At 38.6% G+C, this 22,215-nt stretch carries 24 protein-coding genes, 1 tRNA gene and 1 other annotated feature; of the genes, 5 read left to right on the forward strand and 20 right to left on the reverse strand.

What is annotated here, in order from left to right:
* Positions 1 to 74: 74 nt before the first annotated feature.
* Genes smpB through HMPREF9257_RS06145 form a run of 3 tightly spaced genes read right to left on the reverse strand, consistent with a single transcriptional unit; the run spans position 75 to position 3,764 of the window.
* A complete protein-coding gene (smpB, locus tag HMPREF9257_RS06135) occupies positions 75 to 539 on the reverse strand; it encodes an SsrA-binding protein SmpB (RefSeq protein ID WP_006418614.1) in 465 nt (154 codons plus the stop codon).
* 23 nt (positions 540 to 562) lie between these two features.
* Positions 563 to 3,001, reverse strand: coding sequence for a ribonuclease R (rnr, locus tag HMPREF9257_RS06140; protein ID WP_006418651.1), 2,439 nt, complete (start codon positions 2,999 to 3,001; stop codon positions 563 to 565).
* A 10-nt stretch (positions 3,002 to 3,011) separates the two neighbouring features.
* Positions 3,012 to 3,764, reverse strand: a complete 753-nt coding sequence (locus HMPREF9257_RS06145; protein ID WP_006418700.1) for an alpha/beta hydrolase — start codon at positions 3,762 to 3,764, stop codon at positions 3,012 to 3,014.
* Positions 3,765 to 3,910: 146 nt separating this feature from the next.
* Between HMPREF9257_RS06145 and HMPREF9257_RS09165 the strand changes: the two genes are divergently transcribed.
* Positions 3,911 to 4,336 carry a hypothetical protein gene (locus HMPREF9257_RS09165; protein ID WP_142977864.1) on the forward strand — a complete coding sequence of 142 codons (426 nt, stop codon included), beginning with the start codon at positions 3,911 to 3,913 and terminating at the stop codon, positions 4,334 to 4,336.
* Position 4,337: 1 nt separating this feature from the next.
* Here the strand turns inward: HMPREF9257_RS09165 and secG are convergent, their stop codons facing one another.
* From secG to HMPREF9257_RS06190, 9 genes are all read right to left on the reverse strand, one after another.
* Positions 4,338 to 4,568, reverse strand: a complete 231-nt coding sequence (gene secG, locus HMPREF9257_RS06150; protein WP_006418634.1) for a preprotein translocase subunit SecG — start codon at positions 4,566 to 4,568, stop codon at positions 4,338 to 4,340.
* 104 nt (positions 4,569 to 4,672) lie between these two features.
* Positions 4,673 to 5,350, reverse strand: coding sequence for a YoaK family protein (locus tag HMPREF9257_RS06155; protein WP_006418612.1), 678 nt, complete (start codon positions 5,348 to 5,350; stop codon positions 4,673 to 4,675).
* Positions 5,351 to 5,621: 271 nt separating this feature from the next.
* A complete protein-coding gene (locus HMPREF9257_RS06160; RefSeq protein ID WP_006418702.1) occupies positions 5,622 to 5,810 on the reverse strand; it encodes a hypothetical protein in 189 nt (62 codons plus the stop codon).
* Between the two features lie 132 nt (positions 5,811 to 5,942).
* Positions 5,943 to 7,241, reverse strand: a complete 1,299-nt coding sequence (gene serS / locus HMPREF9257_RS06165; RefSeq protein WP_006418628.1) for a serine--tRNA ligase — start codon at positions 7,239 to 7,241, stop codon at positions 5,943 to 5,945.
* Positions 7,242 to 7,281: 40 nt separating this feature from the next.
* Positions 7,282 to 7,509: a binding site (T-box leader), on the reverse strand.
* 53 nt (positions 7,510 to 7,562) lie between these two features.
* A complete protein-coding gene (gene epsC, locus HMPREF9257_RS06170; RefSeq protein ID WP_006418691.1) occupies positions 7,563 to 8,114 on the reverse strand; it encodes a serine O-acetyltransferase EpsC in 552 nt (183 codons plus the stop codon).
* Entirely contained in the window at positions 8,104 to 9,009 is a 906-nt protein-coding gene (gene cysK / locus HMPREF9257_RS06175; RefSeq protein WP_006418698.1) for a cysteine synthase A, read from the reverse strand. The genes epsC and cysK overlap by 11 nt, the downstream gene beginning before the upstream one ends.
* Positions 9,010 to 9,083: 74 nt before the next feature.
* Positions 9,084 to 9,611: a tRNA (cytidine(34)-2'-O)-methyltransferase gene (locus tag HMPREF9257_RS06180; RefSeq protein WP_006418668.1), complete on the reverse strand. Its 528-nt coding sequence runs from the start codon at positions 9,609 to 9,611 to the stop codon at positions 9,084 to 9,086.
* Between the two features lie 14 nt (positions 9,612 to 9,625).
* The gene (gene queG, locus HMPREF9257_RS06185; protein ID WP_006418629.1) at positions 9,626 to 10,804 is read right to left on the reverse strand and encodes a tRNA epoxyqueuosine(34) reductase QueG; all 1,179 of its coding nucleotides are present in this window, start codon (positions 10,802 to 10,804) and stop codon (positions 9,626 to 9,628) included.
* A 130-nt stretch (positions 10,805 to 10,934) separates the two neighbouring features.
* Positions 10,935 to 11,552 (reverse strand): 50S ribosomal protein L25, encoded by a 618-nt coding sequence (locus HMPREF9257_RS06190; RefSeq protein ID WP_006418672.1) that lies wholly within the window; start codon positions 11,550 to 11,552, stop codon positions 10,935 to 10,937.
* 142 nt (positions 11,553 to 11,694) lie between these two features.
* On the opposite strand from HMPREF9257_RS06190, the gene HMPREF9257_RS06195 reads away from it, so the two are divergent.
* Positions 11,695 to 12,105 (forward strand): NusG domain II-containing protein, encoded by a 411-nt coding sequence (locus tag HMPREF9257_RS06195; protein WP_006418706.1) that lies wholly within the window; start codon positions 11,695 to 11,697, stop codon positions 12,103 to 12,105.
* A 94-nt stretch (positions 12,106 to 12,199) separates the two neighbouring features.
* Here the strand turns inward: HMPREF9257_RS06195 and HMPREF9257_RS06200 are convergent, their stop codons facing one another.
* The 8 genes from HMPREF9257_RS06200 to HMPREF9257_RS06235 all read right to left on the reverse strand — a co-directional run bounded on the left by HMPREF9257_RS06200 (position 12,200) and on the right by HMPREF9257_RS06235 (position 20,049).
* A complete protein-coding gene (locus HMPREF9257_RS06200; RefSeq protein WP_245526829.1) occupies positions 12,200 to 13,168 on the reverse strand; it encodes a UbiA family prenyltransferase in 969 nt (322 codons plus the stop codon).
* The gene (locus HMPREF9257_RS06205) at positions 13,152 to 14,255 is read right to left on the reverse strand and encodes an FAD:protein FMN transferase (protein WP_006418689.1); all 1,104 of its coding nucleotides are present in this window, start codon (positions 14,253 to 14,255) and stop codon (positions 13,152 to 13,154) included. Before HMPREF9257_RS06205 ends, HMPREF9257_RS06200 begins: the two co-directional genes overlap by 17 nt.
* 224 nt (positions 14,256 to 14,479) lie before the next feature.
* On the reverse strand, positions 14,480 to 15,256 hold the full coding sequence (locus HMPREF9257_RS06210; RefSeq protein WP_006418711.1) for an FMN-binding protein: 777 nt from the start codon (positions 15,254 to 15,256) through the stop codon (positions 14,480 to 14,482).
* Between the two features lie 80 nt (positions 15,257 to 15,336).
* Positions 15,337 to 16,302 (reverse strand): polyprenyl synthetase family protein, encoded by a 966-nt coding sequence (locus HMPREF9257_RS06215; protein WP_006418611.1) that lies wholly within the window; start codon positions 16,300 to 16,302, stop codon positions 15,337 to 15,339.
* Positions 16,303 to 16,383: 81 nt separating this feature from the next.
* Positions 16,384 to 18,261, reverse strand: a complete 1,878-nt coding sequence (locus HMPREF9257_RS06220; protein WP_006418710.1) for an FAD-dependent oxidoreductase — start codon at positions 18,259 to 18,261, stop codon at positions 16,384 to 16,386.
* Between the two features lie 193 nt (positions 18,262 to 18,454).
* A complete protein-coding gene (locus HMPREF9257_RS06225; RefSeq protein ID WP_006418699.1) occupies positions 18,455 to 19,021 on the reverse strand; it encodes a Gx transporter family protein in 567 nt (188 codons plus the stop codon).
* 79 nt (positions 19,022 to 19,100) lie between these two features.
* Positions 19,101 to 19,172: transfer RNA gene (locus tag HMPREF9257_RS06230), tRNA-Arg, on the reverse strand.
* Positions 19,173 to 19,278: 106 nt separating this feature from the next.
* A complete protein-coding gene (locus HMPREF9257_RS06235) occupies positions 19,279 to 20,049 on the reverse strand; it encodes a hypothetical protein (protein ID WP_006418652.1) in 771 nt (256 codons plus the stop codon).
* 272 nt (positions 20,050 to 20,321) lie between these two features.
* Between HMPREF9257_RS06235 and HMPREF9257_RS06240 the strand changes: the two genes are divergently transcribed.
* From HMPREF9257_RS06240 to HMPREF9257_RS06250, 3 genes are all read left to right on the forward strand, one after another.
* Positions 20,322 to 20,753 carry an HIT family protein gene (locus tag HMPREF9257_RS06240; RefSeq protein WP_006418690.1) on the forward strand — a complete coding sequence of 144 codons (432 nt, stop codon included), beginning with the start codon at positions 20,322 to 20,324 and terminating at the stop codon, positions 20,751 to 20,753.
* 27 nt (positions 20,754 to 20,780) lie between these two features.
* On the forward strand, positions 20,781 to 21,161 hold the full coding sequence (locus HMPREF9257_RS06245; RefSeq protein WP_006418618.1) for a YtxH domain-containing protein: 381 nt from the start codon (positions 20,781 to 20,783) through the stop codon (positions 21,159 to 21,161).
* Positions 21,162 to 21,261: 100 nt separating this feature from the next.
* Complete coding sequence (locus HMPREF9257_RS06250) at positions 21,262 to 22,212, forward strand: peptidylprolyl isomerase (RefSeq protein WP_006418625.1); 951 nt, start codon at positions 21,262 to 21,264, stop codon at positions 22,210 to 22,212.
* Positions 22,213 to 22,215 lie beyond the last annotated feature (3 nt).

Here is a 22,215-nt window from a genome sequence, read left to right on the forward strand (position 1 = left end):
ACTAAATTTAAAACTAAAATAAAAAGTAGTTAGTAACTTAAGTTGTACTAACTCTTTTTTATTTAATAATCAGATTAATAACGGTCTTTCATAGCACGATCAATATCGCGTTTAGCTTGATCTTGTTTTAAAGATTGACGTTTATCATATTTGTTCTTTCCTCGGGCTAGGCCAATCAATAATTTGGCTCTACCTCTAACCAAATAGACTTTTAAAGGGACCGCAGTCAGACCTTTTTGTCGTAGTTCTTGATCCCACTTAAGAATTTCCCGCTTATGCAAAAGCAATTTACGATCACGCACCGGATCATGGTTAAATATATTTCCTTGTTCATAAGGACTGATATGGGCTGCTTTTAACCAAGCTTGTCCCCCATAAAAAGAAATGTAACCATCTTGTAAGTTCATCTTACCTTGACGTACCGATTTAATTTCGGTCCCCGTTAAAGCAATCCCTGCTTCTAAGGTCTCTAAAATTTCATAATCATGGCGGGCCTTACGATTGGAGGCCAAGGGTTTGTCTTTTTTCACTTGGGACATCAAATTCCTACTTTCTGTTTAAATTATTTCCCCCGTTTTGTCATTTTAAAAGACTTGGAGAATTTTGCAGTCTTATTTTTACGGACTTTTTGCTTAGTCTTCGGCTTGCCCTTAGCTTGACCTGACTTGGCAAATTTAGGTTTGCCCTGGTTAGCCTTAGCCTTATTCTTGGCCCGACCTTTAGACGTCGCCGCAGACTTACCAGGCTTGTGGTGATTGCCTGACGTATTTTGTTTAGGACGACGGCCCAAACGTTTCTGACCTTGGGCTAAATCTAAAGCTGCTTGGTCCGCTTTTTGGCTTTCATAATCGACTAATTTAAAATCAATTTGTCGTTGGCTAATATCAACTTTTTCCACTTCAATCACGACTTTCTGACCGATTTTAAAAACATTACTGGTCCGCTCGCCGACTAACATATAGTGGGAAGGAATAAATTGATAATAATCATCAGACAATTTATCAAGACTGATTAAACCTTCAACCGTATTGGCCAATTCTACGAACATCCCAAAAGAAGTGACCGAAGCAATATGGCCTGGGAACTGTTGACCAATTTTATCGGCCATAAATTCAGCCTTCTTCAGGGCATCCGTTTCACGTTCTGCATCCACCGCGCGTCGTTCCATTTTTGATGCTTGGTCAGCAGCACCAGCCAAGTAACTAGTTTCTTGGTAAATTTCCTTCTTACTTGGACGTGTAAGGTAAAAATGGATGAGACGATGAACCATTAGGTCCGGATAACGACGAATCGGGGAAGTAAAATGAGTATATTCTTTGGTTGCTAGTCCATAATGCCCCAGAGGTTCAATCGAATATTTGGCTTGTTGCATCGACCGTAACATAATCATCGCCAAAACTGATTCAAAATCTTGTCCTTGGACTTTTTTCAGACTTTCTTGTAACTGTTTAGGTTTGATAGTGGCTGCATGCCCACCTAATGGGACACCAAGTGAAGAAGCAAATTCGGCAAAGCGCAACATTTTTTCTTCGTCTGGTTGCTCATGAATCCGGTAAACCATCGGTAATTGCTTGGCCATAAAATACCCAGCGACAGTTTCATTGGCAGCCAGCATAAAGGATTCAATCATCCGTTCCCCGGTTTGCCGCTGACGGACCACGATATCTTGGGGTTGGCCCTCTTCATCGACAATAATTTCCGCTTCCTTAGTATCGAAATTAAGGGCTCCTCGTTTAAGCCGCATTTTCTCTAAAATTTTATGTAAGGCTGCCATATCTTCTAACATAGGTACAATTTCTTGATAATCTTGACGGAGTTTAGCGTCACCCGCTAAAATCTCATTCACATCACGATAAGTCATCCGGTAGGAAGAATTAATGACAGATAAATAAATATCAAAGGCGGTAACCTTACCCTGGGTGTTTATGGTCATCTGACAAGTAATTGTCAGGCGATCTTCCTTAGGGTTTAGGGAACACAAGCCATTAGATAATTTCTGTGGCAACATTGGTACAACTCGGTCGGTCAAATAGACAGAGGTACCACGTTGGTATGCCTCTTGATCAATCGGGCTTCCCTTTTGAACATAGTGGGAAACATCTGCAATATGGACGCCTAATTCATAACTACCATCAGAATTTTTTTCTAAAGAAATCGCATCATCTAAGTCTTTGGCAGAGGCTCCATCGATGGTGATGATGAGTTGATCGCGTAAATCATGCCGGCCTTGTACTTGGGCGGGATCAATCACATCAGGGAATTCCTTAATTTGTTCCAAAACATCTTCAGGAAACTCATTAGGAATGCCAAATTGGTAGAGAATTTCTAAAATATCGACACCTGGTTGATCTTTATGACCAATTTCTTTGGTGATGAGACCGACCAAGGTCCCTGGATTATCAGGACTTGGATATTGGGTAATTTCAGCCAAGCAGATAGAGCCAGTCACAGGATGGAGGCCTTTAGAGTCAACCATCATCCTTAAGCTTTGGCCCGAATCTAAGCGGGGAATCAAATAGCCAATATAGCCTGTATCTTGTCGTTGGTCTTGATTAAAGGCAACAAACTCACCAACTACTTGGTCCATCGCCCGTTCAACTACTCGGACCACTTCTGCTTCAGACCCTTTACCTGTTTGCGGGTCAACTTCTCTCAGCACTCTAATTTCTACAGTGTCCCCGTCCATGGCTTGGCCAACTTTTCCCGGTGGCAGAAAGTAATCAGGTTTTTCTGGATCAACCGAAATAAATCCAAATCCTTTGGCATTCGCACGAAAAGTTCCCACTAATTTATTATTATTTTGGGCAACCCGAAAATTGCCTTGACCCACCATTTCAATTTCACCAATATGCTCTAAAAAGGCAAGAGCCTTGACTAATTTCTTATAATTTTTAGAACCTTGATAGTTAAATTGACTTGCTAAATCATTGGCTTTAAAGGACTTATCCCTATGTTCTTGGAAGAAAAGGAGTAGATTATTTTCTAATTTACTTAAACTCATGGCTGACCTCCTACTGGTTAGCTTGCTCCAAAAATTCAAACAAGTCTTGTTCAAACGCTTGGCGGTTACGATTAACGGTAATCACGTGACTATTATCTGGATAGAAATGATAATCTAAATAATTAGGATTAATAAAGGTTAGAAAATCTGCTTCTGGCCGTGAATCAACTAGTTCATCTTGACCCGATTGAGCGACAAAGAATGGGACATTAATTTTCGTAAGTTTAGGACCCATGGCTTGCCGGAAATCATTTAAGGCCTGCATTTGTTGATTATGTTGGTCAATAATTTGCTTTTTATCATTTACAAATTGCTCTAATCGGTTATTGGACATATATAAGGCCCGCGCATAGGCTAAAAATGGCGTCTGCAAATCCACAAGTGAATCAGGCAAAATTGGTGAATTAAACATCCCACCCGCCTTGAGCTGACCTTGGTCTTGACTTAAAAGCCAAGTGGCTATAATTCCACCTAATGATAAGCCAAAAACCATAATGGAATCATAGGCTTGGTCTACCATAAAGGCTAAGGCTTGCTTGGCATCCTCTTGCCAACTTGAAATAGGGGCATTTAAAATATCAAAAATATCATCTGTCCCATGTCCCTGAAAAACTGGACATAAAACATCATAGCCATTTCGATTCAATTTCCGCGCTAACAAATTAACATCATTAGGGGTTCCTGTATAAGCATGGAATAAAATAATCCCAATATTCTTAGACTGGCTCCCTTGTACTGGGTAATAATTCTCTGTTGTATTCAACCTATCCACTCCCTGTTTACTCTAACTCTTATCCTATCCTAAAATAGGATAAAATAAAAGCTATCAGCCTTATTACTGAGGCAGTTTGAACCCAGTGAGATAACTGCCTCAGTATCCATACGACTGTAGGGAGTATGGAGTCCTTCATGTTGCTGCGTTCTTACGAAATTTTAATTGAAACCACGCGCCGCTTCGCTTGCGCCTGGTATTGCGCCCGTACGTCACTGCGTTCCTACAGAATTCGAATTGAAACCACGCGCCGCTTCGCTTGCGCCTGGTATTGCGCCCGTACGTCACTGCGTTCCTACGGAATTCAAATTGAAACCACGCACCGCTTCGCTTGTGCCTGGTATTGCGCCCGTATGTCACTGCATTCCTACGGAATTCAAATTGAAACCACGCGCCGCTTCGCTTGCGCCTGGTATTGCGCCCGTACGTCACTGCGTTCCTACGGAATTCAAATTGAAACCACGCACCGCTTCGCTTGTGCCTGGTATTGCGCCCGTATGTCACTGCGTTCCTACGGGCGCAATAAAAAACCTCTGATAACCAAACGATTACCAGAGGTATAAATTATTTAGCTGATAAATAAGCAAGGGCGATTGTTAATACAAAGAATAAAACAGATAAAACACTTGTTGTTTTAATTAAAAAGGCTTCAAAACCTCTCGCTTTTGTTTTAGCTTGGCCATCATCAGACCCTGATAACATACTAGCAGCATTTCCTTTAGTTGGTTGCATAATTACTGCAATAATGATTAAAACTGCAACAATTAAAAGTGCAATTGTTAAGATTTGTTCCAAGAGCTTTCCTCCTCTATAAACTGTACAAAGTGTATTTTACCACAAAAATATCAAACTTGCCTAGGGTATTTAGCCAGTCAACCTCAATAAATAACTAAAATAAGTTATTTATTTCCAGCTTGATCTAATCCTCCAAGCCGAATCCCCATCAGCATCACCAAGAATAAGCCAAATACTAAAATCCAAATTGAATAAAGACCTAATTGTAAATTTAAAAAGGCAGTTATCAAAACTCCCAAAACAAAGGAAGCTAAGACCATACTTAAATACTTAAGTCGGTTCTTTGCTAAGGCATCCTTGAGAAAAACCGCATCATAAAATGATTCAGTCAAATTCCGCAAGTTCCCAGTCATCATAGTCGAAGCATAGGAATGCTTGCCTAAAGAGCGAAACTCTTGAAATTGAGCAGCAGCCGCTAAAGCAAAAAATGAGGTGATGACCAAAGGAGGCACATAATCTTGCAGCATGGCAGCTAATAACATCATGACCGTTTCAAATAGGAGAACAATCAACCCTGCCTCCCCCTTTTCTTTTAACCGGGTTTGGTGTTGAATAAACCGAGTTACCAAGGTACCTAAGACAAACATAAAAATAGATAAAAGATAAGGAGGGGTCGCTGACCAAGCCCCTTGACCAATCCGAATCGACAAAATAATAATGTTACCTGTTTGCATTCCAGCAAATACCTTGCCAAAGTTAATATAGGAATAAGCATCTAGAGATCCGGCTAAGGAAGACAGAATAATGGCTGGTAGGATATGATTGAAATTAGTTGCACGCATACGAAGACTCCTTTAAGACTAATCAGCCCCTATTTTAACACAAAAAGCCAGATACCATAATAAAAACCTAACTATGACCGAATTAGCTCGGTCTAGTTAGGCAAAGTAAGCGAATTTAGAAAATATATTAGCAATTAATTGTTAATTTATAGTAAGAGTCTTTTCCTCTTAGTCAAGATACATTCTGGATCACCAAACCTTTCTATCAGTTTTCTTAGGTTTCAAGTCAGGTTCACCTCCTTAAAGAAAAAAAGTACCAAGCAATCTATGATTACTTGATACTATTATTAATAAAAATAGGGTGTAGAAAGTTTGGTGTGACATGCACAGACAAAGATGAACTCAAAAAATCTATAGCTTTAAGCACAATTAAAGCAAAAGATACAGATAGGTCTTGTAAATACTTAATTATATCAAGTGAAGTTTTCTTCCAAATAACCAAAGCATTCAAATTTTGCATCGGTGCTGCCTCCTATCATCCTTCTACACATCCATTATACCATTGACTATATTTTTCTCAATCAAATCGAGTTAAACGTATCCATTAACCTAAAAAAGGAGCTAGGTAAAAACCTAGCTTCCTTTTCTTTTATTATAAATTCACACCATGGGCATTTTCTTTAGTAATTTTAGTCACGCCTCCCATATAAGGAACCAGTTTTTCTGGAATCTTAACAGAACCATCCACTTGTTGGTAATTTTCTAAAATAGCGACTAAAGTACGACCAACTGCTAAACCAGAACCGTTTAAGGTATGAACATAGTCTACCTTACCTTCTTCATTTCGGAAACGAATCATGGCCCGGTGAGCTTGGAAAGCCTCTGTGTTTGAACATGAAGAAATTTCACGGTAGGTATCTTGGCCAGGAATCCAAGCTTCAATATCATAAGTCTTAGCCGCAGAGAAGCCCATGTCGCCGGTACATAAAACAATGGTACGATAAGGAATTTCTAAAGCTTGTAGAATAGATTCAGCGTCCCGGGTCATACCTTCTAATTCTTCATAAGAATGGTCTGGATGAGCAAATTTAACTAATTCTACCTTGTTAAATTGGTGCATCCGGATTAAGCCCCGGGTATCACGACCCGCAGACCCTGCTTCAGAACGGAAAGCTGGAGATAATCCTACAAATTTAGTTGGCAATTGATCTAAATCTAGAATTTCATCCGCATAGAAGTTAGTCAAAGGAACTTCTGCCGTTGGGATTAAAGTTAACCCACGCTCATCAGTTAATTGGAAGACGTCTTCCTTAAACTTAGGAAATTGGCCCGTACCAAACATAGCTTTATCGTTAACAATATATGGCACAATCATTTCTTTATAGCCATTATTGGTATGGGTATCCAACATAAAGTTATAAATGGCCCGTTCTAGGCGAGCGCCTAAGCCTTTATAATATACAAAACGAGCCCCAGCCACCTTAGCACCACGATCAAAGTCTAAAATATCTAAGTTTTCAGCAATATCCCAGTGGTTTTTGGCTTCAAAGTCAAATTCAGGAATTTGACCCCAACGACGAATTTCCACATTGTCCTCTTCATCTGCCCCAACAGGTACATCTTCATGGGGTAAGTTGGGTAAGCCAAATTCAATGGCTTCAAGGTCGGCTTGGACTTGAGCCAGTTCTCCATCTTGAGCTTTAATGCGGCCACCTAGTTCTTGCATTTCCTTAATTTTGGCATCAGCATCTTCTTTATTCTTTTTTAATTGAGCAATTTCTTGTGATACTTGGTTCCGTAACTTTTTATCTTCTTCAGCCTTCACGATGAGTTGACGGCGTTTTTGATCCAATGCTTGGTATTGTTCTAGGATTTCACGCTTAACCCCACGATTGGCTAAGCGGTCAGCCACAGCCTCAAAATCATTTCTTAATACTTTACGGTCTAACATTATTTTTCCTCCTTTATATGCAAAAAGAGCCTTTCATCCAACTTGGGACGAAAGGCTCATTCGCGGTACCACCCTAATTCAAATAAGCCTTGTTTACCAGCTTATTTGCACTCTGAGTCGATAACGGTGACACCGGCACTATTTAAATTCAAAAATTATTCATAGGCTGATTAAAGTGTGGATTCATAGACCCGCATCCATGGCTTGCACCAACCGCCATGTCTCTTTTGAATTGAATCTATTACTATTCACTTCTCATTTACTTATTAAAATTATTATAAGTCATCTTCTCCAAAAGTCAACTAGACAAGTAAGAGAAAATTAAATGATATAGTCTTGTGACCGGTCTATAATCCGAGCAGGAACGCCAACTGCAGTAGCATAAGGTGGGACATCTTGCAAAACGACAGCGCCCGCCCCAATCCGACTATGGTGACCCACGGTCACATTACCTAAGATAATAGCGTTGGCACCAATTTCTACATCATGTTCAATGGTGGGATGACGTTTGACCCCTTTTTCGTTACCACGGCCACCGAGCGTCGTCCCGTGGTACATCTTGACTCGGTCCCCCACAATGGCTGTTTCACCAATGACAACCCCAGTCCCGTGGTCAATGAACACATGGTCACCGATTTGCGCCCCCGGATGAATTTCGATACCGGTTTGACGTTTGCTATCTTCCGAGAGCCGCCGGGCTACAGTAAAATCACCAACCAGGTAGGCTTGGTGGGCTAAATCATGGACGCGGAGGGCTTGTAAACCAGGATATAAGTTGAGGGCCTCATCGACACTATGACAGGCAGGATCATGATCATAGATATACTGGGCTAAGTCTAGCCAGTAGTCCTCGTTTTTAATCTTATTCGGCATCAAAGAAACCGGCAGACAAGTAACGTTCACCCGTATCTGGTAAAACCGTTACTACCTGCTTACCTTGGCCTAATTCTTTGGCTAGTAATTTAGCCGCTGCATAGTTTGCCCCAGAGGATACACCTGCCAAAATCCCCTGTCCTTTAGTTAATTCAACCATATTAGCAATTGCATCTTCATTGCTTATGGTCATTACTTTATCAATATCAGTTTGGTCAAGAATATCGGGTACAAAATTTGCCCCTAAGCCTTGAATTTTATGTGGTCCAGCTTGACCTTGGCTAATCAAAGGAGACGCTGCTGGTTCCATGGCCCAAACTTGGGTGTCTGGATTATGTTTTTTCAAGACATGAGAAACTCCGGTTACCGTACCGCCTGTTCCAAAACCAGCCACAAAACCATCAACTTGGTCTAGTTCTTTTAAGATTTCTTGACCGGTAGTTTCCACATGCGATTGGACATTAGCTTCGCGGGTAAATTGTGACAAAATCGGAGCATCCAATTCAGCAGATAATTCCTTGGCCTTATCTACGGCACCTTGCATGCCATCAGGTCCTGGTGTCAGAACCAATTCAGCCCCATAAGCTTTCATAATATTGCGGCGTTCAATGGTCATGGTTTCTGGCATGACAATCATGACATGAATACCTAAGGCTGCCCCAATCATTGATAAGGCAATCCCGGTGTTTCCAGAAGTGGCTTCAATAATGGTGCCCCCTTCTTCTAAAGTGCCATCCTTTAACATGGCTTCCACAATGTATTTTACTGGCCGATCTTTAACCGAACCAGATGGGTTACGGCTTTCAATTTTAGCAAAAATCTTAGCTGAGCCTGGTTCAGATTTTAGTTCTACCAAAGGTGTGTTACCAATTGTTTCATAAATATTTTTAAACATGTAAAGTCTCCTCACTTCAAATAAGATTTGTGACTCAATTTTAGCATATATGAGTAACCATTCAAGTGTTCTGCTTACCAATTTAAGAGGCGACTTTTTTCCGTATCCCGATAATGATGAATTTGATCCATATTGGCCCAATTCTGTTGCCGTAAGGCTTCGAACAAGACAATATTGACCGTATTAGATAAATTAAGTGACCGCACATGCTCATCATTCATGGGGATACGCAAACAATCTTGTTTATGTTCTAGCATAAATTCAAGAGGCAAACCAGTCGTTTCTTTACCAAAAAGGAAAAATTGTTCGTCAGCTTCATTTCGGGCTAAATCAGCCTCAGTATAAATGCGCGGTGCAAATTTTGAAATGAGATACATCGGTCGTTGGCCCACATAATCCAAAAAGGCTTCAAAAGACTCATGTTCAATTATTTCGACATTATGCCAATAATCTAAGCCGGCTCGTTTTAACATTTTATCATCGGTAGAAAAGCCCAAAGGATGAATGAGGTGTAAAGGCGCATTGCTAGCCGCACAGGTCCGAGAAATATTCCCGGTATTGGCTGGCATTAAAGGTTGATAAAGGGCAATATGGTTTTTCATACAAAAACTTCTTTCTATGATTGGGTCTTTATTGACCGTGGAGGACGTTTATCTTTGAGTTTTTCGATAGCCTGGGTCATTTCGGTCACAGTTTCGGGATCAGTTTCTTTGGCTAATTGGGCCGCGATTGCCTTGACCATAGCCGGATTCTGGAATCGCTGGATTACAGACAAGGCCCAGGCAGAAGTTCCCCGAATGACTGGCCGCGGATCTTCTTCCATTAATTGTAATAATAAGGGTATTGCGGTCTGGTCGCGCATATTAGCTAAGGCTATAATCGCATTTCTTTGAAGCGGTTTTTTGCCCCGCCAAGAACCAGCCAAGGGACCATATTTTTCTTTAAAGTCTTTATTAGAAATAGTTAAGAGTGGTTTTAAGGCTGGCTGAACCACTTCAGGGTCTGGTTCCATCTCTGGATGTAGATGGACTGATTTGTCTTGATTAAAGGGACAGACATACTGACAAATATCACAGCCATAAATCACATGCGTCATAGGCCGTCTGAATTCTTGAGCCATATAACCTTTCGTTTGGGTTTGAAAGGATAAACACAATTGAGCATTCATCCGACCATCGCCTAAGAGGGCATTGGTCGGACAAGCATCAATACACCTGGTACAATCACCACAGGCACTGACACCTGGCTGGTCTGCTTCAAATTCAATATCGGTAATAATCTCACCTAAATAAACCCAAGACCCAAACTCTTCTGTGATCAAGAGACCATTCTTACCAATAAAGCCTAAACCAGCCCTTTGAGCTGTTGCTACGTCAATTAGTTCACCTGTGTCCACCATCGGTTTAAAAGTCGCTGTAGTGGCTTCAGTCTTTATATAAGCTATGAGACGATCCATCTTTTCTCGTAAGATATCATGATAATCCAAACCCCAAGACGCCCGCGCAAAAAGGCCGCGCCGATTGTCTCTTTCTGATTTTAAAGGATTTTGAATTTCTGAAGGATAAGCCAAAGCAATCGAAATAATAGATTTTGGTTGGTGGAAAATCTTGTCAGGGTAAAGTCGTTCTTCAATCACCGGATGTTCAAAACCTGAAGTATGACCTTTAGCTTTTTGTTCTTTGAGGGAGTCCTCTAAATAATCAAATGGTTCAGCTGTGGTAAAGCCAATTTTATCAATTCCAATTTCATGGGCTGCCGCAATAATTTTGGTCTTTAATGCTGCATTCATCGCCATCTGACCTCCACCTTTCACTTATAGTTACTGGTCCTATTGTACCATAATCCTGACCTGTCCCCTAGCCTTCCTTATATATAAAAAGCCTAAGGCCAGCAGGTAGCCTTAGACTTTTGAAAATAATTATGAATTATTCAGCGTCTTCTTCTTCTTCAGCACTTTCACCAATTACTTCTGGCTCAGCTGCTTCTTCATCTTCTTCAACTTCAGCTTCAGATGGAGCAGAAACTGAAACGATGGTTTGATCTGCTTCTAATAAGACAGTCACATCAGAAGGTACTTCTAAATCAGATACAGCTTTAGTATCACCAATTTCCATACCAGTTACATCTAATTCAAATGATTGTGGAATGTTAGAAGCAGGTGCTTCAGCAAGAATTGAGTTGATAACTGTTTCCACAATCCCGACTTTAACTGATTCTTCACCAACTAAAACAAGTGGAATTTCAACTTCAAGTTTTTGGTTAGCTGAAATAGCTTCAAGGTCTACAGAGTAGAATTCACTCTTCAAAGCAGCTTTTTGGAAATCTTTAACCCAAACTGTTTGAGTTTTTCCATCAGTTTCTAATTCAAACACCGCATTTGAACCTTCTTTACGAAGAATAGCTTCAAATTCACGGGCATTAATTAATAATGATTGTGTTTCAAAGTCTTTACCATACATGGTTACAGGGATTAAACCTTGACGACGTGCACGTTTAGATGCAGCAGTACCAGTTTCAGTTCTTAATTCAGCAGATAATTTCATTTATATAAACTCCTTTATTTCTAGTTTCTTTTTAGCTTCTTTTCACACATTTTCTATCTTACCAAAGTTTAAAATAAAATGCTAGATTATTATAGCATTTTTTTATACAATAGGTAAAGAATTATCTGGAAGGACATACTCTATGAAAAAATTACTTAAAACCTTCAAACCTTTTGACTATATTTTTATTATTTTAGCCTTAACCCTATCTTTTATCCCCAATATCTGGACGATTATGGCCTATAATCAGCCAGAAGAAGTTGATAAATATGCAGTTATTCGTATTGATGGCCAAGTAGTCGATGAATTTCCATTAACGGAAGATGGTGAAGACTTTACCAAAACATACTATCCTCACGATGGTCAATACAATATTGTCGAAGTTGATGGACTAAACGCCCGCATCAAAGAAGACAATAGCCCCGACCAAATTGGTGTCATGACAGGTTGGATTACCCGACCCGGTCAGACGGCAATCTGCCTCCCCCATGGTTTAGTCATTGAAATTGTTGGCCAAACAGCCGAGGAAGACGAATTAGTTTTACCCTTATAAATAATCAAAACATAAGCACCCTCCTCGGGCCTGGCTACAGGTACGAGGAGGGTGCTTTTGAATCGCAATGATTTAAACACGCCAAAGTTCTTCCCTATTTAAAGATAATCATTAAGACCAAACTAATTAGATAAATGACTGAGAATAACATAAAGGCTTTGAGCGCTTGGTGAAAGGCAGATTTGCGTGTCTCGGCTAGCCTAATTTTTTGGACAAAGATTTGGACAATTTGATAATGGGGATAGATTCCAATTAAAGCCACTAATGCCCAAATTGGAAATTGACCGGAAATAATATAGGTGAGCCAAAAGACCCAAGGTAAGGCTGACAGGAGCATATATAATTTAACACCTAAATCGCGTCCAATATATGATACCAAGGTATAGCGTTGATTTTCAAGATCGCGTTCTAAGTCTCTTAAATTATTAGCTAGCATAATATTAGCAATTAAACAGACTAAAGGAATACTCATTAAGAAAATTCGGATGAGCTCAAACCAATTAGCTATCAATATCACTTTATGTCCGGTCCAATTGGTATACAGGATATCCTTATACATGGTCATAAAGACAGCCAAAAAGAAAATACCAAAGCCCATGGTTAAACCAGATAAAAATTCGCCATAAGGAGTCCTAGAGATAGGAACTGGCCCAAAGGTATAGAGGATACCAATGACATAACAAACTGCCCCAATCGCTAATAAAATGGGATCTGTTAAGAAAACCAAGCCAAGATTAAAAAGCAATGACAAAGCCAAGAGAACAAAGACAATTTTGACCATGATTTTAAAGTCTAAGCCATTACGCCCAATCACATTTTCTTCATTTTTATAATCAAGGGAAATGGCTTTATGAAAGTCCATGGTGTTATTGATCGAAGTCACACACATATCAAAAACCAGAGCACCTAGGAAGAAAACGAGGCTGTTCAGCCAGTTAAACTGACCATAAAAGTAATAGGTCCAAAGAAAACCAATCAGCATTGGAAATAAGGAAGCCAACTTGGTCCGAATTTCAACAAATTCTAGAAAAATAGGTAGGGTAATTTTATTTGACAATGTGATACTCCTCATTCGTTAATTCAAAAGAATCTTTTAATCCTTCAGATAAGTGAAGTCCATGGTCCTTATCAATAAAGACCGCTTCTACCCCATCCAAATGGTTAACAAAGTCTAAGCCCTTATCAATCCCCATTAAGAATAAGGAGGTTGAATAACCGTCCCCATCTACTGACTCCGGAGCAAACACTGTGACCCCAGAAATATTATTCTCTAGAGGATAGCCAGTTTTAGGGTCCAGGATATGGTGGTATTTCTTACCATCAACTTCTAAATAGCGTTCATAAATACCCGAAGTAATTATAGCGTAATCCTTCATCCGCCGAGCTCCAACAACGGTTCCCCGAACCTTATCCGGATCTTGAACACCGACATTCCAACCTTGATCATTAGATGGTGAGGTTCCCATAACAATCACATTGCCACCCAAGTTAATCAGGGCAGTGGTAATTCCATATTTTTGGAAAATTTTCTTAACCCCTGAGCCAATATAGCCCTTAGAAATGCCCCCCATTTCCAAAACCATCCCCTCTTCTTCCAACTTAATAGTTTGAGCTTCTTTATTGAGGGTGATTTTATGGTAGTCAATCTTAGGGAGGGCTGCTTCAATTTCTTCAGGGCTTGGTAAACGCTCTTCATCCACATCCCCAATCCGCCATAAATTGGTGACCGCACCGATGGTCACATCAAAGGCCCCATCCGATAATTTAGCGATTTCTAAGGCTTTTTCCATTAATTCAAAGGTTTCGGGTTGAACTTTGACCGCTTCTTTACCAGCTGCCTGGTTGATTTTATAAATATCTGATTCCTCTAAATTGGTTGAAAGTAATTTTTCCATCCGTCGCATATAATCAAAGGCCTCATCCATAGCAGCTTCTTGCCCCTTATGGTAAATGGATAATTGGACCGCTGTATGTAGTAGCGTTTCAGTCCGGGTTTCTGGATCTTTGACAATTTCAAGTGCTTCTTGATTTTCAGTTTTAGGACTGGCGCCTGTGGTGACTTCGGCGTTAGATTCTTCAGCCTTAACGGGCTGCATCGCTAAGGGAGTCAGCAGGGTTAAAACTGAAAGGAGAGCTATTTGTTTACGCATTATGTTCTCATTCCTTATCCAATCAAACTTATAAAAAAGCTATAATAATTTTCTTCCAACACTTTAACACAGTTTTCATAAAATAGTAAGTAAGTTCACAATTTATTTAAAAGCTAATTAGAATTACCAAATAACTACTGTATTACTATATCCTGTTATAAAAAAGTAAGGGGTTGGGCTTTTTTGCCCAATCCCTTACTTTTGTTTAAGTTCTTAATTAATTATTATTCTTCACTAGATGATTCGTCAGTTGATTCTTCTGAATCACTTGCTGATTCTTCTGAACTTGCAGCTTCATCTTCTAATTCATCAATATTAATTTCTTCAGTGTTACCTTCTTGGGCTGCTTTAATTAAGGCAGCAGCAGCTTTCTTGAAGACATCAGATGAACTTGATGCACCAGAAACAACTTCAACGTCATCTGCTGATTGTTTTTCTACTAATTGATCATCTAATTCTTTTTTAGCATCTGCAAATGAAATACCATTTTTTTCCATATTCATATTATATTCTTCATTTTCTGATTTTAATTCATCATCAGCATTTACATAATCAAAATCAGATTTTTCAATTTTACCATCTTTAACTTCAATGGTAAATTTCAAGGTCCAACCATGTTCATCTTCATTTGAAACAGCAGTATAAGTACCATCTTTTAATTCGGCCATTTCATCTGCTACAGCACCCGCTGCGCCTGATTCTTCTGATTCGCTGGCTTCTTCTGATTCTTCTGAACCGGCTTCTTCTGATTCACTAGCTGCATCTGATTCTTCTGAGCCTGATTCTTCTGATTCACTGGCTACATCTGATTCTTCTGAGCTAACTACTTCAGAATCGCTAGCTGCGTCTGATTCTTCTTTAGAGACAACAGATTCGACAACAGATTCTGCAGATGATGCAGCATCTTTAGCTTTATCAGCAGCGTTATCAGCTTGGGAACAAGCCGCTAATAAGAAAACTGATGCAAAGACTAACGAACCTTTTAGTAATGATTTTTTCATAAAATCTTCCTCTCCTTTAAGAAAACAAATTTTTGATACGCTTTTATTTTAATATAATTTAGAATTTTAGTCTAGTTATATCAATAATCACGCGTCATTAAAGTCTGAATTAAACTTAAAATTTCAGAGCTATAATCATTTTGATCGAGCTTTTGGATACGTTTAATTGCTTTATTTAAGTATTTTTTTACCAAGTTTTCCACATAGACATCCGCATCACTTTCTTCAATCAAATCTTGAATCTGTTGTAAATCTTCCTCATTTTCAATGGAAAGTATCAAATTCTTAAGTATGGGTTTTTGATAAATTGCCCGGATTAACGGTGCTGTATAAATCCCGTTCATTACATCTTGTAATTGTGGTTTTCCAGTTTGTTCTTGCTTTTGAAAGAAATCTAATTGATCATCAATTAATTGAAAAGCCATCCCTATTTCTTCACCTGCATAATAGGCTTGTTTTAATTGTCGTCGACTGATAGATTCGGTTTGATACCCCCCTACTGTTGCTAGGCCAAATAAAAGTGCGGTTTTCCCTTTAATCTGGCGAAGATAACGGTAGATTGTCATCGTCGGATCAGCTACATTTTTTAACTGATTCAGTTCTCCATTCAGAATCAATTCAATGGTTTTTTGTTCAATTCCAGAGAAATCGTTTAAGCCTGACTGATATAAAAACCGCATTGCATAAGCCAATAAATAATCTCCTGCATAAATGGCAATGCGATTGGACTCAGCCAAGTGAAAGGCTTGAATCCCCCGTCGTTGATCTGCCTCATCTATCACATCATCATGAATCAAAGTCGCCAAATGAAATAATTCAATACCAGCGGCAATATTTAACTTTTCTTGACTAATCGTCTTTTGATTTAAGCGGGCAAACATTAAAACCAAACCGGCGCGCGCAAATTTACCCGATGCATTGATATAATCCATTATTTTAGCCTTAATTTCTGGATTTGACACAGATATTTCAGCTATCATCATTTTTTTAACTCGCTCTAAATCTGATTCTATTTTGGGATAGGCCTGCCATATTGGATGTACCATAATTAAACTCCAATCTTTTTATAATAGAAAACTCGCTATTCCTATTAAGAATAGCGAGTTTGGTTAAAAATTTCAACTTAACTAGGCTTTGTGTTCCTTATAAATATGTTTTGGTTGTCCCCAAATCCACTTATCAAAAATCCTACCTAACCAAGGCATTACATAATAGTCTAGACCAAAGGTACGGCCTGCACCTGCCATTAAGGCAATAGCAACTGGAATAAACCACATATTAGCCCAGTAGAACATACCAGATAGACAGAACATTGAAACTAAGACAACTGTACCTGCAGAAACTAACCAAGTAAAGAGACCCACAATTAGAGCCAAACCAATGGCTAATTCAACCACTGACATGAATTTTTGCATGAAGAAGGCAACTTCACGGTTTGGCATAAAGAATTTCATAATTGACGCAAACCAATTTGGCATTTCTTTAAAGACTAACATTGGTTCTTCACCATGAGTATAGTTAAAGGCAAAGACTTGTTTAATGGCTTCAGTTGTTGCTTCAGCACTTTCTGCTGTTGAAGCTGAAGAGACAACTTCTTCTTTCAACCATTCAAATGGGAAAACAAGTGTGTCGCCGAACCAAGAAGAACCACCAAACATACCAAAACATTTCTTCAAACCTTCTATTAACCACATTCCTCCGTAGTATAAACGAAGAGGTAATAACCAAAGCATGTTACCATGGGCAGCCAAGTGACCACCAAACATGTTTTTGCCGCCTTCAATTTTAAAGAATTCATGACGTACATAGGTCCATGCATAGTATAAAGATCCAATGCTTAAGAAATATTTAACGTTTGCAGCATGTTTTACTAAGGTTGAGAAGAAACCTTGCAAATGGTATTTATCATATAATAATGAAACTGAATGACGGCCACCAATTGAAACCATGTTTCCATCATATTTACCCTTATAAGATTTTAATTCACTACCGTTCATTAAAGCAATCACATTTTCAGCAGCTAAATCAGCTGTTTGTTCGGCTGCTTGAACGATTTGTGGAATTGGACGCCCATCTTGATTAGGATCTTCATAATAAGCAATATCCCCAGCCACAAAAACATTGTTATGGCCATTTGCTTGAAGATGTTCATCCGCTAAAATACGACCAGCACGGCCATATTCAAAGCCCCAAGTAGAAGCATCGGTATTTGCCTTAACCCCAGCTGTCCAAATAGTACAATATGAAGGAATTTGTTTACCAGAAGCTAATTCAATATGATCTTTTTCAACTGCTACGATTCCATCACCCAAGGAGATTTCAATGCCTTGTTTTTCCATAATTTTAACTGCACGTTCACGTTCAACTTCAGTTACGGTATTTAAGATAGAAGGGGCTGCTTCAACTAAGTGATAAGATACTTCATCGTAGTTTAATTTATGTTCTTTACATAATTCTGGCAACCATTCAGTTAATTCACCAATCATTTCGACACCAGTGAAGCCAGCTCCACAAACTACGAAAGATAATAAAGCAAGATGTTTTGCTTCATCATGTTCCCGAGCTGCAGCATAAACACAGTCAATCACGTGTTCGCGAATCCGTTCAGCAGCTTCAATCGACCAAATAGTAAAGCCGTTTTCTTTAACACCTTTTACTCCAAAGTCGTTTGCTTCACCACCGGCAGTAACGATTAAATAATCAAATGGATAAGTATCATGTTCACCCATCACTTGTTGGGTTTCATGATTTATATCCATAACTTTATCGGTTACTAGGTGAACATTTTTTAAACGATGGAAAATACGTTGTAAATCATATTTCACCGCATCAGGTTCAACCCGTCCACCAGCTACTTCATGTAATTCAGTCATGTAAGTTAAGAAAGAATTTTTATCAATTAAAGTTATATTAACCGACTCATCTTTCTTAAAATGTTTGCCTAGATTTCTGGCTGCGCCAACACCGGCAAAACCAGCTCCCACAATGACAATATTCTTAGTCACTTTATTAACATCTCCCTTTGGATTTTTATGCACGATAAAGTATAGCTGTTTTTAAAAGCTATTTCAAGCAATTTTTAGACTTTTTTCACAAAGATTATTTTGTTTATTAAATAGACCTTTTAACCTCTTCCCATCAAGCATATAGGCTAACTGCTTCCAAAATAAAAAACTGGCCAAAAATTTGCCAGTTTTTTTATTTAAATTCTAACCAATTCTGTTTTGCTTGTGAAAGAACTAATTCTTGGTGATACAAACGTAAACTTGCCACCCGGGTTAATAGATAATTTCCAAGTGTCCCTACCGCAAGCCCTGCTAAAATTCCTGAAAAAGACAAGACAGGTAAATAATTTAAGACAGACCAAGATTTGGCAAAGAAGGCTGCGACAAAAAGTTGGCCAACATTATGCATAACTCCTCCAAGAATGGAGATACCGATAATTGACACCCGTTTGGGTCCCAATAATTGAGCTAAGCACATGAAAATATAAGATAAAAAACCCGCTACCGCACTGTAAAAGAAGGTAGACATATTACCGCCTAATAAAGCAGTTAAGAAAATCCGAATGACCAATACTTGGAAACTCTGAGCATATGGCAGGGTAAAAATTGCAATCACAGTAATAATATTAGCTAAACCTATCTTAGCTCCTGGTGCAAATACAAAAGGAGATGGAATGAATTGTTCTAATAAACCAATTATAATAGCCTGGGCTGCAAGGACAGCCACATAAACTAAGATCTGGTAACGACTTCGCAGCATAGGTCACCCCTTTCATTCGAATAAAAAAGAAGAGGACTTTATCATCGAAAGCCCTCTTCTTTAACTTTGATGTTACTAATACCGCCAGGGGGAGTCGAACCCTCATTACAAGAACCGGAATCTTGCGTGATATCCATTACACTATGGCGGCCTAACTACTATAGTATAAGAAATTTTATAAAAAAAATCAAGCTTAATTTTAGATAAATATTTACAAGCCTACTAGCCCTTTAACTAACTCCCTTAGCTCAAAATTATTAATAAGTAATTTCCCCATCAATACTATTTAGTTGGAGCACCGTCACAGCCTGACCACTTTGGTCTACTATTTGTACTGCAATCAAGCCTGCTTTAGGGGCATAGTATTTGACTAAACTTGCTTGGTTAGGATTGGATGTATCTGCTTCCCTCACCTTTACAACATTTTGATAAGCCACCTGGCCTAAATAAAACTCATCAATGATATCCTCAATGGTGGCATTAATTTCTTGATTATAACCTGATTTAAATTCTACTCCTATTTGAATATTCCGGGGTAAAATTAAAGAACGACGATTAGGATCAACTTGGTCAGAATAGCGTAAATCTTCAACATTCAAATAATTATCAAATGTTGCTAATTGATAAAGTCCTTGGTCAGTCACTTGATATATTAAAGCTTGGGCATTGTCACCTACGAATTTCACAGCTTGAAATAAACCATTTTGATCTTTGGCGAATTCTAAAATCATATTATAAGAAGCTATTTCTTGCTCGTCGCCTTGGTAAACATATTCAACATATTGGCAAAAAGGTAAGAAGGACTCAAATGAAAGCATAGGTTGACTTTGCTCCGCAGGTGTTTCTGATGGACTAGTTTCACTAGTCTCAACATTTTCGTCTTGACTTTCAACCTGACTCTCAATTTGACTTTCAGAGGAACTAGTCTGATCTTGTGCAAAAGCCGTATGGATCGGTGTTAAACAAAGACCTAAGCCAAGGCCAAGTATAAGAAGTTGTTCACTCTTACTTCCTCGATTATAAAACATAGCACTGGCTCCTCTCCCTTTTATCTTACTACTTAAGTAGCTCTATTATATCACAAGCCACATTCCAATCTATGAGATAATTTGGACTTATTCTTGAAATACAAAAGGAAAATTTCATATCTATGATAATAGTGTGAATTTTTTGTGAAGATAACTAGGAAATGAAATAATTCGTTTTATCTAGTAATTGTGGTATTCTTAAAGGGGAAAAGTAAACTCATTACAAAGAGCAAAATCATTGTTACTTAATGATTCAAAAAGGAGCGATAATCATGACTGATTGTATTTTTTGTAAGATTATTGAAGGCCAGATTCCTTCAGCTAAAGTCTATGAAGATGACAAGGTATATGCCTTTCTAGATATTACCCAAGCCACACCTGGTCATACCTTGGTTATCCCTAAGGAGCATGTGTCCGATATCTTTCAATATGATGCTCAACTAGCAGGTGAGGTTTTTAGTCGGATTCCAAAAATTGCTAAGGCCATCATGGGCGCTTACCCCCAAGCAAAGGGAATGAACCTAATTAATAATAACGGTCAAGTTGCCTATCAATCTGTATTCCATTCACACTTTCATTTAATTCCTCGATATTCTTCAGATGATCCTGGTTTTGCAATTAAGTTTGAAGATCATTCTGCTGACTTTCCAAGTGAAAAATTACAAGAAATTGCTACAAATATAGCTAAGCATATTGACGAATAAGAGATAATATACAAAGGAGGAAAAACAATGTCATCATTTAAACAAGGACTATTCTGGGGTGCCATATTTGGTGGAATTGCAGGACTCATGAATGCCAAACAAGAAGGCCATAAGACACGCCAAGAATTAGCTGGTTATATTAACCAAGCTAGCCAGGATATTGACGATATTCGCTTTAAATTTGAAAACCTTAACCTCGCTATTCAAAGACTCACTCATGAAGGCCAAAAGGTTGTTGAAGAAACCAGCCAAGAATTACAAACTACTTTAAAACATTTCCAAGAAGAAAACCAACCCCGTCTTCGCAGAGTCCAAGATAAGGTTGAAACCCTAACCCAAAATATTGAAGAGCAAAGTCAAGCCATTCAAGCTAGCTTGCCTCAATCGAAATCTGAAGACGAAGAATGAACTTGAGTTTTTTGTGTAAAAATTGTTAATTAAACACTTTTTAGTCTCAAATATGATATAGTGGGAGCTGTATTAAAAAAAGAATAGGAGTAATTACTACATGAAGAAAGCTTTACTAAAAACTATCGGTCTATCATTCACTTCCCTTGCCCTAGCCTCAAGCTTAGCAGGTGCTTTGCCAGTTATGGCCCAAGATGATGTGATTGCTACAATTGGTGACACAAAAATTACCAAAGAAGACTTTTATAATGAAATGAAAAGCCTAGCCGGTAAAACTACTTTGCGGTCAATGATTTTGGAAAATGTTCTAAAACAAAATGTTAAAGATGCAGATGCACTTAAAAAATCAGCCGACGAAGAAGCACAAGAACAATTAGACAAAGTTGGTGAAGATCAATTCAATGCTTATCTAAACCAAATGCAATTAGGATCTATCGATGAATTCAAATATCAACTTTATATTCGAAATATGTTCCAAGAAGTAGTTGAAGGTAAAATGGATCTTTCTGATGAAGCCATTAAGAAATTCTATGATGAATCCTATGAAACTCCTATGGAAGCTCAACAAATCTTAGTAAAAACTGAAGATGAAGCTAAAGATGTCATTAACCGTTTAAATAATGGTGAAGAATTTGATGCTCTAGCTAAAGAACTTTCAATTGATGAAGCAACTGCAGCCAACGGTGGGCTATTAAGTCCCTTCACTTCTGGCCAAATGGTCCAAGAATTTGAAGATGCTGTTAAAGCGTCTGAAAATGGTTCAGTTACCCAAGAACCTGTGAAATCACAATATGGTTTCCATGTAATTAAGACCATTAATAATGGGACAAAACAAGCCTTTGAAGACGTTAAAGATGATGTGGTCAACCAATATAAACAAAGTAAATTTTCTGATTCCAACTTCTCTTATGGTGTGATTGGCCAATTAATTAAGGATGCTAAGGTAGATATCAAAGATAAAGACCTTAAAGATGCCGTGACTGATTTAACTCAACTAACAGAACAAACGGCTGAGTCAACTGAAGCAGCTAGCTCTGCAGAGGGTGAATAATTT

Origin of the sequence: Eremococcus coleocola ACS-139-V-Col8 (genome assembly GCF_000183205.1) — a bacterium.
GTDB lineage: Bacteria > Bacillota > Bacilli > Lactobacillales > Aerococcaceae > Eremococcus > Eremococcus coleocola.